This window comes from Bartonella sp. MR63HLJHH, assembly GCF_042194155.1.
Classification (GTDB): Bacteria; Pseudomonadota; Alphaproteobacteria; order Rhizobiales; family Rhizobiaceae; genus Bartonella; species Bartonella grahamii.
In genome coordinates this window covers 1-11,256 of sequence record NZ_JBHIMN010000020.1, presented here as the reverse complement: position 1 = coordinate 11,256, position 11,256 = coordinate 1, and the positions used below count along the sequence as shown (strand labels likewise).

5 protein-coding genes and 4 pseudogenes are annotated in these 11,256 nt (G+C 36.5%); 2 read left to right on the top strand and 7 right to left on the bottom strand.

Features of this window, described 5'->3' with window-relative positions:
• Window positions 1-1,133: 1,133 nt before the first annotated feature.
• From ACFIKQ_RS08675 to ACFIKQ_RS08645, 7 genes and pseudogenes are all read right to left on the bottom strand, one after another.
• Window positions 1,134-6,098 carry a DEAD/DEAH box helicase gene (locus tag ACFIKQ_RS08675; protein ID WP_375656280.1) on the bottom strand — a complete coding sequence of 1,655 codons (4,965 nt, stop codon included), beginning with the start codon at window positions 6,096-6,098 and terminating at the stop codon, window positions 1,134-1,136.
• A gap of 618 nt (window positions 6,099-6,716) precedes the next feature.
• A pseudogene (locus tag ACFIKQ_RS08670) lies at window positions 6,717-7,713 on the bottom strand (DUF3987 domain-containing protein); the annotation flags it as partial.
• A 160-nt stretch (window positions 7,714-7,873) separates the two neighbouring features.
• A complete protein-coding gene (locus ACFIKQ_RS08665; protein WP_004856836.1) occupies window positions 7,874-8,146 on the bottom strand; it encodes a type II toxin-antitoxin system mRNA interferase toxin, RelE/StbE family in 273 nt (90 codons plus the stop codon).
• Entirely contained in the window at window positions 8,143-8,433 is a 291-nt protein-coding gene (locus ACFIKQ_RS08660; RefSeq protein WP_208439813.1) for a CopG family ribbon-helix-helix protein, read from the bottom strand. The genes ACFIKQ_RS08665 and ACFIKQ_RS08660 overlap by 4 nt, the downstream gene beginning before the upstream one ends.
• 129 nt (window positions 8,434-8,562) lie before the next feature.
• Window positions 8,563-9,231, bottom strand: a pseudogene (locus ACFIKQ_RS08655) (virulence-associated protein E); the annotation flags it as partial.
• Window positions 9,232-9,329: 98 nt separating this feature from the next.
• Window positions 9,330-9,530 (bottom strand): AlpA family transcriptional regulator, encoded by a 201-nt coding sequence (locus tag ACFIKQ_RS08650; protein WP_015856172.1) that lies wholly within the window; start codon window positions 9,528-9,530, stop codon window positions 9,330-9,332.
• Between the two features lie 207 nt (window positions 9,531-9,737).
• Window positions 9,738-10,322, bottom strand: a pseudogene (locus ACFIKQ_RS08645) (tyrosine-type recombinase/integrase); the annotation flags it as partial.
• Between ACFIKQ_RS08645 and ACFIKQ_RS08640 the strand changes: the two are divergent.
• A pseudogene (locus tag ACFIKQ_RS08640) lies at window positions 10,312-10,960 on the top strand (DNA adenine methylase); the annotation flags it as partial. The pseudogenes ACFIKQ_RS08645 and ACFIKQ_RS08640 sit on opposite strands and share 11 nt — an antisense overlap.
• Window positions 10,961-11,025: 65 nt before the next feature.
• On the top strand, window positions 11,026-11,256 hold a 231-nt coding region (locus ACFIKQ_RS08635), incomplete at its 3' end, for a helix-turn-helix domain-containing protein (protein WP_375656279.1).

Genomic DNA, 11,256 nt, shown 5'->3' with positions numbered 1-11,256 from the left:
ACAGTCAGTATTTTAAAGACTTTGGAAAGATTGTTTCGTAACCTATCCGCTAATCGTTAAGTGTTTTCAGCACTTGAATATTTATATAACAAAATACGTGTTTATTGTCAAATAATATTTCTATCTTTTTGATATTTTTTCTTATTTTTTTTAATATGTTTCGTGTTGATAATATCTTATGCTTATCAATTTCTTCTTTTATATTTATGTTCTTTTAAAGATATATTATAGGCTTTATAAAACGATTGCGTTATTTTCTGAATCTATACATTTATAATATTTAAAAATGCTCTCATCATACGTATTTTTAGTTTTATAACCTATCAATTTTTTTACTAAATGGTTTTTAAGATTTCTGTTAATTTCTTTTAATAACACATTTGCAACTTAACAGCTTTTTATAGGGACTGTCTTTATAATCATGCCTTCATTTGCATGTGATTATGAAAGCCTGCTTTTTTCACGCATTCTCTATGGCTGTTATGTTCTTTATAGCCATGGCATCATTTTCCATTTTCATAAGAGAAATGATAAATAGAATATATGATAATTATGATTTACTGCTTTTTATGAAAACATCTAAAGAGAGAATGATAATTATAGAGATGAGCAAAATCCCTTTTAATAAACTTTTGTCATTTTTGTCAGTTAACTCTAACCCCTATAGTATTTTTTTTAATGAGATAAAAAATTAAAAACATTATATTTCAATATGTTAACTTTTATCAAGTTTCCAAAAAAACAACCTATATCAAAATACAATCTGTAAATTCAACTAATGCTATATGTTTTGTAGGTTTTTTTGGGGGGGGGGGAGAAACATTCAAAACCTATAAGTAATATAAGAAAATGAATATATATAACCCTCTTTAAACAAAGCTTTTGAAAACAATAAAGCTATCATTTTAGATTACGGTATAACCTCTTAAAGGCAATGTAAAAGAAGCGTATTCACTTTAAGATAGTGTTTCTTAAAGTAATCCAAATAAGAGTATCTAAAAGTGCAAATGATTTCTTTTTAGAATAACGCATATAAGCACTCTTTTTAAAGATTGTATCTAATCAACTTAACAAGAGAGGTATAGATTATGGTTATAAGACTCTATACCCCTTGTGAGTTTAGCAAGCCAAGTCTATTCAATTTCTCTTAGTTCTAATTTTGGTAAGTTCTTAACGATTTTCATGGTTTCTAAACTTACGGTAATAACTCTTTGAAACAACTCTAGAGGGTAGGCAGGGTTGCCAATGGTTTCAACAGCATAACGATTGCCATCATTAACAATGCCACTCTTTTTATCAGTCTTAACGCATTGACGCCCCATAACCCATTCAAGAGCGGGTTTACCATTAACGATATACTCATAAGCTTCAAGAGGAATATCTGTTATTGTGATATTGCTGTTATAAAAAACAATCGATTTATCTTTCCCTTTACCTGCTTTTGCGAATTTCATTTCAGTCACATAATAAAACTTTTCTGGATTAGAGATCTCTGTAACTTTTGGATTACCCTTTTTAAATGTGACTGGATAAGGTTCTACAGTTTCATAGTTTACGTGCAAATGACCCAATTCACGTCCTGCTGTTACAAACTTCCAAAAATCTTCAGCAGTTTTTACACAAGGGATACGAGGCAATTCTTTAGAGAGGTTATCAGCATAACGAGCACGATAATCTTCCGAATGAAGTAGACCATAAACATAATAGAATAGATCATCTTTTGTTATGGTTTCATTAGGATAAGCGGCTTTAAAATGTTCTAGCCCCTCATCAGTAATAGCATCACGCCTCTGTAAATCAGCTGTTGTGTTTTTCTCTGTAGAATTCGTAAACAAATGGGATTGTTTCTCACTTTTGCTTTTTGAAATCGTAGTATCATCATAAAGATATCTTGGAAAGCATTGACCTGTATCTATTGCGTGAAGGTTAGGTAAATCCTTACTCATCAAAACAGAAAAACCACTTCTTGCTCCTACACCTGTAATTTGTATTACTTGATTTTCGACTATTTGCTCCATCGAGAATATCCGCGGCATTTGAGAAACCGCTTCATTAAAGACGCTATTGTAATAAAGCCACTGCTTTGTAAAAGGACGGTAAATACTTTGAACTAAACAATTATTTTCAAATTCGGAAATTTTTCCTCTTACAAACTCTTCTTTTAGACTACTACTCCAACTGATTTTTTTAGCATCAACGTTAACAAAATTGTCTACAGCATTTTTACGTATCCTACGATCAACATGTCCATAAGCATTATTAAAACGTTCTACTTCACTATTATAGAAAGCAATCGTACTAGTCATATTTTTTTCTAAAACTTTACGGCTCGAATTATACGCCCACGCATCACGATTGGTTGAAACTCCAAGAGAAAAAGTTTCAAACAGTTTTTTATCATGTCCTTTCTTATCACCTATAGCTAAGAATGTTGCGAAACTATTATCGCGTTGATTTATCCAATCACCATGTTCATCCGGCGTGATTGTTTGCCATTTTTGTTTACATGTAATGCCATCAATACTACCAAAGTATTGAAGCCTCTCAAGCTTTTTTTCTCTTGTGAGATTATTACCAATATCATGATAGTAAATTTTACACTCTTCAGACACACTAGGATTTTTGATAAAGAGCGTTATAGCGATACCGGTCATACTACCATTGCCAAAAACATTTTCTCCTTCTTGAGCAGCTCCATTGCTTAACATGTTTTTACGTATATCACCCCGTAAATTAAGTACATAAATACCTGTAAACTCTTTTGCTAAAGATTTTCGTAAACTGTCCATTGTCGACTTTTCTACATAACCAGAGCCAGAAACAAAGCCGATTACCCCAGCATCAGCAATACGGTCACTAGCCCAGCGAATGGCACGAATATAACTGTCATAAAGATTTCGCATAAGGCTTGCTTTAGATTGAGCAGCATAAGTTTCACGGATACGATCATCTAATATGGGATAGGGAGTGTTCTTTGCATTATCATTAGCGCTTTTTTGTCCTACCGAATAAGGAGGATTACCAAAGATAACTTCAATATTGAGGTTTTTCTGGTGTTCTAAATATTCACTGTTTTCTTTAAATAATTTTTGTAGCAGATTTTTCTCTTCAAGCATCCGAAACGTATCAGCCAAACCAATATGCTTGAATGGGATATAATTCCCTTTCATCAAACTATGATAAGTCGATTCAATATTAATGGCTGCTATGTAATAGGCAAGCAAGACAATCTCATTAGCATGGATATCATGACGGAACTTATATTCCATATCCTCTGGTTTGATCAGTTTAGATTGTAAAAGCCTTGTGATAAAGGTACCCGTTCCAGTGAAAGGGTCAAGAATAGAGACACCACGTGATCCCAAGCTTTTTCCAAACTCATTACGCAACACATCATCAACAGAATGAATGATAAAATCCACAACCTCAACGGGGGTATAAACAATCCCAAGCTTATCCGTGGTTTTCTTAAATGCCTTGGCAAAAAAGCTTTCATAAAGCGTAATAATAAGATTTTGCCTTGCTTGTGGTGTGGTAATCCCAGAAGCACGAAGCTTTACACTGTTATAAAATTCTTGTAATTCCTTGGATTCTTCTTCGATATTGGTTTTATCCAGTTCTGTTAAGATCCTTTCCATGGCTTGCGAAATGGCATTGTTTTGCACAAATTCATTTCCTTCAAACAAGGCTTCAAACACGGGACGCGTGACAAGATGTTGTGCTAACATCTCAATGGCTTCCTCTTGCTTTATTTCACTGTTTAAGTTGTTCTTTAATTCCTTATGAAATGCATCAAAAGCATGAAAGGCTTCACTGTTTTCATCAGCAAGCAGGTTTTGAAGATGCGTGATATGATTTTGAGCAATCTCAGCAACATTGCCTGCCCAATTTTCCCAATAATCCGCAATAGCAAATTTCTTTGCAATAAGGGTTTTCAAAGCATTGGGAAACTCTTTATAAAAAGGTAATCTTCCTGTTACGCTATGAATAATTTGTGGTTCATGAGCGGCTTTTCCAATCTCAAGCCCCATATGTTCTGATTTTTCATGGATATGGAGTTTATCCTCAACCGCGGTCATGCTCTTTAAGGCGACAATCTCCAAAGAATCACTAACATCTTGCCCCAAAATCATCTGGTTAAGGGTGATTTCAAAATTCTCATCATGAGCAAGCAAAGCATTGATCACTTGCCAGACTACCTTGTATCTCTTATTGTAGCGTAAAGCATGTTCAGCAGAAACCCCAGCAGGGATCCCAACGGGTAAAATGATGTAGCCTCTTTTCTTACCCTTTGCACGGCGCATGATACGCCCCACCGCCTGTATCACATCCACATGACTTTTACGCGGGTGTAAAAACATGATGGCATCAAGAGCGGGTACATCCACCCCTTCAGACAGACATCTTACATTGGTGAGCACACGGCAACTATTTTCCCCCGCATCTTCCTTAAGCCAATCAAGGGCTTTATTGCGCATTTTGGCACTTTGTTTTCCGTCAATATGAGCAAAGGTACAGTGAAGAGGCGGCGTCTCTTTATAGAGTTGATGAAGATTAAATAATTCTTCCTGTATTTCTTGAGAATTGAAGGTATCACGGATACGTTCAGAAGTTTTAATGTCTTTACAAAATGCTAAAGCTCGCCGCATGGGATTGGGGTCATCACTTAGATCAACTTTTAGATCTATTTTGGCAAGGGCTTGATAACAACCTATGATCTTGGTTTTATCATCAAGAATAAGTTCATAATTTTCATCGGTCATCAGATGTTGAATGGATTGACTTACTTCCTCTTCATTAACACCCAAAACAATAATCTTATAAGGTGCTAAGAGTTCATTCTGAACGGCTTTTGAGAAGGTATAGGTATAAAGCTCTTTTCCATAGAGCTCTTCATCATCCATAGAAGCTAGAACGGCATTGATCTCATCGGCTTTCTTTTTGGCATCATCGGTAAAGATCTTGGGCGTTGCTGTCATATACAGCCGTTTTTTACCTCGAATGATGCTGTTATCATGAACCTTGATAAATTCAGATTCATTGTCTTCAGTTCCCAATGAAGCCCCAGTGGTTCTATGCGCTTCATCACAGATGATCAAATCAAATTCGGGTAAACTATGGTCTTTTTGTGCATCCGAAATCACTTGGATTGAATGATAAGTGGAAAAGACCACGGTCATCAGATTATGTGAAACCTTACCCGCTTTACTAGCCAGTTCTTTTGCATCCGTGGTAGCCGGCAAGGCAAGATCAGAGCTATCAAATTCAAGAGCATCATTTTTATTATTCTTACGACGTTTTCCTACTTGTGTATCGGAACACACGGCAAAGGAACGCAAAGGCACTTCTGTATCTTCTGTCCATTCACGAATTGTTTGAGAGATAAGAGCAAGGGAGGGCACCAAAAACAAAACACGCTTGCCTTTCCCAGCAAGAGTTTCTGCTATCTTCAAACTGGTGAAAGTCTTGCCCGTTCCACATGCCATAATCAGCTTGCCACGGTCTGCTTCTTGTAATCCTTCACAGACTTTCTCAAGGGCTTCTTTTTGATGATCTAAAAGCTTTTTTTTGGGTTGCTCTTTAAGAACGGCTTGTCCTTGTTCTTTATACGCCCCCCAATCAATTTGACTGCTTTCCAAATCAAAAAGGTTTATGCGTTGAATACGAACCTCTTGCCCCTCACAAGTCAGTTCAACATTATCACTCCAATCTGTTTCTGTGCTATCAATCAGAATACGACGGGTGAATATTTTCTTGCCAGAAGCTGCTATAAAACTATCAATATCTTCTTTTTTAATTATGTGAGAAGCATCATAGCATTTACATTGAATAGCCGCATAACCTCCTTCATCACGGATTGTAGCCACCAGATCAATACCAATATCAGTTCCATCTTCTCCATGCTCTTTAGCCCATTCACAATAGGTTTGAACCTTTTCGTATTCTTGCTTTTGAAGCGGGTCGTTTGTCAAATAAGCCATGATAAGGTTTTCAAACAATGTTCCTAATTCACGGGGTGATTTAGCTCGTTGACGATAATATTCTAAGAGAGAGCGTAAAGTGACGTGTTCATTATCAGAATGATGAGGGCGAAGCATAAAGAACAGACTCCATGACAATATATTCTATTGATTAATTCTCTTCAAAAGAATCGAAATGAAGTCAATTAAATCCATTTAGGATAAATAGCGAGTATCAGAAGAGGTAAAGTCATTCAAAAGCGGATAAATTTTTTTCAAAAGGTTTTTTAAAGGCTGTTTATCCACAGCCTATGAGAGAGAGCAGATCAGCAAAATAGTGAAATTTGCTATTCGTTTCACGGGTTAATCAAGATAAATATACTATGGGCTTTAAAATATCAGAATGAGTATTTTGATAGGTTTTATGATTCACTAAAATAATCTAGTTTGTCAGTTCAATTTACAGACACAAACTGACAAGTTTTAATCAATTCACATCATTGGTTATCTTTAAAGATTGTACTCTTGATATGAGTTATGTTTTAAAGATACTAACCTATTGAAATATAATGTTTTTATTTTTTTACCATTTGAAAAAAATGCTATAGGGGCTAGAATGAACTGACTAAACTGACAAAAATGACAAAACTCTTTTTACAAAGCCACTCAGATCATTTTGGGGGAGAAAGGTTCCTTGATGAGAATGCCATTAAAAGAGTTTTGCGTGATGTTTTAAAGACTTAAAAAGAGGTTTCTTTATTGTTTTATGTTGTTGCTTTTGACGAAAGGATGCCATTCATACCGTCTATCAGGACGCCGACCTAAGCCATTATTCTCTTCAGAAATTTCACGAATATAGTTACAACGGCATAAAAGCTCTAAAGCTTGCTTCACAGCTTCCTTGTCTTTTAAAGAACGCCAACACCGTCTATAGATATCCCTTGCTGTAAAAACATCAGATAAATGATTACAACGCTCGACAATTAATTTTGCACGCTCTGCTGTTATAATGTATCTCCCGCCGCATAAAGACGTTTGGTATGGCTTAGCAGATAACTTGTCCAACGCAACGCTGTTGTGATGGCATAGAGTCCAATTTCTAAACGACCAGTGTCAAGAAGTTCAAAAATCAACGCAAGGCTTGCTATGGTCTTTGGCATTTTTAAAAGATGCGATTGTAAGCTTTCTGAATGCGTACCTCCTTTTGCCTCTTTATGAAGATGCTCGAACCATTCATAAAACTTCACTTGTGCTTTAGGAGAAAAACGCATAATCAGTGGTTGTTCGGGAGACCCTAAGCGTTTATCACGAAAAGAGCGAAAAACTCCTTCATACTTTTGCCACCCCTCTTGATTGGGCGGTTTATCAACCAATTGCCACTCTTTATTGTCATCGGGCCAGACAATCATTTGAAAGCGTTGCAGTAAACCATTATCGTTTATTCCACGCTGTATTGCTTGAATGATGGGAATAATTCGTGAGGGTTGAATGCCTCCAATCATAGATAAAGTGACATGAGGGATAAAAATGGTTCCACGCTCGATACGGTCATAGGTAAATTGATCATCTTCATTAAAAGCCGTTAGATAAAAAGCACGGTCTGTTTGATATCCCTTAGGTTCCAGATTTGCTAAAAAACCAGACAATTCATCACGCACCATTAAGAGACCATGGGGGTTTCTTTTAAGAGTTCCCTAAGCTTTTCGACCATGACATCATTGATAATAAAACGTCGTTTACCAAGAGTATCATCATTATTTTTACGAGCAGAAACTAAGCGGTGTGCAAAGTGCATTATGCAATCATATTCGCAACATTATAAAAATAGTAATCTATCATTACTTACTGATACGGAGCGCAGTATTGTAGAAAATAATTTGCTTCAATTACTAAATAAATAAAAATACAGTTGATTAAGGAAACTTTTGCTTTGTATGAAGCACACGTAAAATACGCACAACGCCATTTGAAATATCATAAATCATGATATAATTTGGATGTACAATAAGTTCACGTGTATTTACAATTCGTCCTAAACGACCAAGAGTAGGAAGTTTAACAAGTTTTTCTACTTTTTCAGATAAAAGTTGATCAAACTTTAAGGCAGCAGAAGGATTATCTTGTGATATGTATTCACGGATCTTTTTGCGGTCAACGTGTGCTACTTGTGTCCAAATTAGCTTCATAAAGTTGATCTATCGAGTTTACTTTGTGTTTTTAAGCGCCATTCCTTTGCTTCTGCTTCGATTTCTTCAGAAGATATTATATCACCTGCATTAGCAGAATTTATCCCTAATTGAACTTGTTCCCGAAACCATAAATCGTATGCACTTTTTTCTTTTTGTTCTTTTACGATATCGCGCATATAATCGCGCAATAATTGTGCAGCAGATCTATCACACGCCTTTGCTGCTTTGGAAAATTCATTTTTTAATACATCATCGACGCGAAAGGTAAATGTCGTCTCAGCCATTTTACGACCACTTAATGTGTTACAAAGTAGTTCTAATATAATGTATTTTTACTATTTCTTCAATAGGTACTATTAAAATAGATATTTTATATCTATTTTGCATTTTCATAGGGTTGAAAGGGACGCCTATAAATTAACGGGTTCTGATAACAACCCAGACAGCAGAGCCAGACCGGTTTCAATGCCCTCACAAATGACCAGATGTTTGGGATTGGCTTGACTTAAATGCACAGCGCCGCCTGTTACAGATCCCAACATGGCTTTTGCTGGTTTTTGGTCTGTTTTGCAGCCATTGGCTTGTAAAAAGGTTCTATGAATGGCAAAGGAACCAGCCCCCTTAACAAGAGCAATCAACGCGGGCAATGTACCCCCAGAGGGGTGCGAACATTTGTCGTAAAAGCGTAAATCAGCAGGCAAATCACATGTAATACCCCGCATACGTAAATAGGTTTCTGCTAAAGTATTTTTGATTGGTTGGCATTGTTGCCAAATTGCTTTTACTCTCTCTGCTTTCTGTTTTGCTCGTTTGAGATCAGCACAAAACTGTTTGAAGAAAGAAAGCGTCTGATCATAAGCTTGTTTTCCAAGCAAGCCAATTCTAATGAGTGCTTGTATGATCTCTCTAAAAGAGCAGCCAGCATAACAAGTGAGTAAAAGACGCCCATCATGTCCATTGGTAAGGGATAAGCTAGGCAGCCTATCATCATGAGCAGGGCAACGGGCTATCCCATAATATCCATGCCAAACCCCATGCAAGGCACGTGTAATGCCCTGCGCATTCTTAAAAGAACACATCATTTTAAATCCTATAACGTTGCGTCATAGGACGGATTGTGCACTCTCTAGGTTGATGAGTTTGAGAAAGCCTTGTCCGTCCTTATGTGACAAGGTTTTTTTTATGCCGCGTCGTTATAACGTTGCTGTTTTGCTTGCTCGATGACATTCAAAAGATCTGATTGTAACCAACGCGATAAAAAACCAAATTTTAAAGGTTTTGGCAAAGAGCCATTGGTTACATGACGGCGAAATGTTGAAACACTCATATGAAGCAGTTTTGCACTTTCACGGTCTGTTAAAAGAATATCATTTTCTGTCATACTAAAATCCTTTCACGATAAAAATGGTAACAAATCATAACTATTTATTAACCACATTTTGGTTTATTTTTGAAGGTATTTTATTTATAGAAAACAATATTTTATCATACAATTTCTTATGTGATAATTTATGAGTCTTATTGAGAGAGAATGGGAGAAAAGAGAGCTAAAGTTATCCACAGATCATGGGGTTATGCACCCCATATCTTAAGATTGACCCGTGACATATGCCGCCCATTTATCTATATAGACACGGCGCTGTTCTAAATAATCAGTACGACGATAGGCACGCTCTACTTTACCGCCGACCGTATGACTTAGAATGGTTTCAGCGACCTCATAGGGGGCATCGGTTGTTTCAGCGAGCCAATTGCGTAAACTAGAACGAAACCCATGCGGACGTGCTTCAAAATTATTTTTTTTCATGTAAATCGACATGCATTTATCACTAAGTGGACCGCGACCAGTTGCAGAGAAGAAGAAATCATTGCGAGAGAGCAAACGCGCTTGTTTTAAAATGTCTAATGCTTCTTTTGATAAGGGTACACGAAATTCTGTTGTAGCATCGCGCTTTCCTTTCATATTTTCAGCAGGGATAGTCCATATATCGCCATCAACCTGATCCTCACGCATATGACGCAAAGGATTTGCGCGAACCCCTATCAGAATAAGCAAACGCAAAGCCAGTTGTGTCATAGTTATTTTTTGACAAAGTGTTTTATAAAAAGCCGGCACATCTCTCCAATCCATGGCAGGTAAATTTTTGACTTTAAGGCGTTGTTTTCCTAATAAAAGATCAGTGAAATATTCCGTGATTAATGATTTGAATGGAGAGATCACGAATCTGTTTCAATGCGTTCAAAACCATTTTGATGATCTAGCCAAACGACTAGAATGGTTTGTTTGTTCAAGACAGTTGTTTTTTGAACTTGCGGCTATTGAACCAGAAAGCCTTTCCAAAGTTGAAAGAGCTGCTCGCTTTTTGTTTCTCCAACGTTGTGTGATGTATGGGAAAGAAGATTATGTCTCTTTTAGTTTTGGAAGGAAAAAGCCTATAGCATTTAATCCCGAAAAGCTGTTATCAAGGATGAGACCTGTTAGACAGAAGCTTCTTGATACGACGATCTTAAATTTATCGTGGGATCAGGTTTGTTGAACTTTTTGATGCACCCGACAGTTTATTTTACCTAGACCCGCCTTATCTTGTGAAGAAGAAGTGTTACAGCTCTGGGAATTTTGTTGAAGATGATTTTGTGAGTATGGCAAAAGTTCTCAAAAGCATCCAAGGAAGGTTTGTCTTGAGTCTGAATGATTGTGATGCGGTTCGAGAGATCTTTAGGGATTTTGATTTTTTAGAATTAGAGCCCCTTTGGGCAGCAGGTACGGATAAAAAACCACCCCGAAAAGAACTCTTGATTCGCAATAATTGAAGAAAATCATAAAAAGATTTGTTAGGATCAGAAGAAATATTTCTTCTCTAATAGGACTTTTTTTGATGCTTACACCCTTTGGTAAAATTTTACGGAAACTTCGCATTGATCATTCAGAACGCCTCTTAGATATGGCTAAGAAATTAGACATATCTGTAGCATTTTTATCATCTGTAGAAATTGGCAAAAGATCTGTTCCTGTAGGATTGGAGGAAAAGATAATTGAACTCTATGCTTTAGATCAAGAGGTAGCAGAAATTTTGAGAAGAGAATCGGATGCTTGTTGCAAAAGTTTC